General features: G+C 36.5%; 1 protein-coding gene. It reads right to left on the bottom strand.

Annotation, left to right across the window (positions count from 1 at the left end; translation table 11 throughout):
- Positions 1-141: 141 nt before the first annotated feature.
- A complete protein-coding gene (locus tag HI950_RS35425) occupies positions 142-519 on the bottom strand; it encodes a hypothetical protein (RefSeq protein ID WP_169091779.1) in 378 nt (125 codons plus the stop codon).
- Positions 520-701 lie beyond the last annotated feature (182 nt).

Below are 701 nucleotides of genomic sequence, written 5' to 3' on the forward strand. Positions count from 1 at the left end.
TTTTTATCTGGATGCTCAATATTCGATAAAATAGCGGAATTTCCCTTCTTTTCACTGTAACTAACCTGCCCGTTAGCGTAATGAAGCAGCCGATCATTGTGGTCGGCTGCTTCCGTGTTTTTATTGAACTATCGTTCTCCGTTAGCTTAATACATCATTTGGGATATTCGACAAGATATAATGTCTTGAATATTGTCTAGTCTCTACAACTTTTGTCTGACCGTTTTTTTCAAAGACAAGACCAGCACCCAATTGTTCTTTAAAGTCCCAGCCATATTTCTTCATAATATCCTTGACTACAACATACCTAGATTCACCTGTATTCTTTGATACGAATCTAGTGCTTTTATCTGTTTTGGAATACTGTTCATAACTACTGTTCGTAAATTCAAGTTTAGATATTGAAGAAAGTATAGGAAAAGGATTTCCCTCTTGTGACAAGGCACTTCCAAATCTAAAGGTAAGAAACCCAGCAAACAAGACGAATAGCAGAATTACAGCCATTAAGATTTTTTTCATAATCCTCCCCCTCAAGTTATCCTATCATGAACAAAACGAAAAATGCCTTTCTCTATGTGACGTTTTGAAGTGACATTAAGTTGTGTTATTCTGCCCGTTAGCTTAACGAGAGCGTGCAGTCTACAACTTTATTTTCACGGTCTAGTACTTTATTTTTCAGTCTAATACTTTGTTCGCCGAAC

This window comes from Paenibacillus sp. PL91 (genome assembly GCF_012935325.2).
In the GTDB taxonomy this organism is placed as follows: domain Bacteria; phylum Bacillota; class Bacilli; order Paenibacillales; family Paenibacillaceae; genus Pristimantibacillus.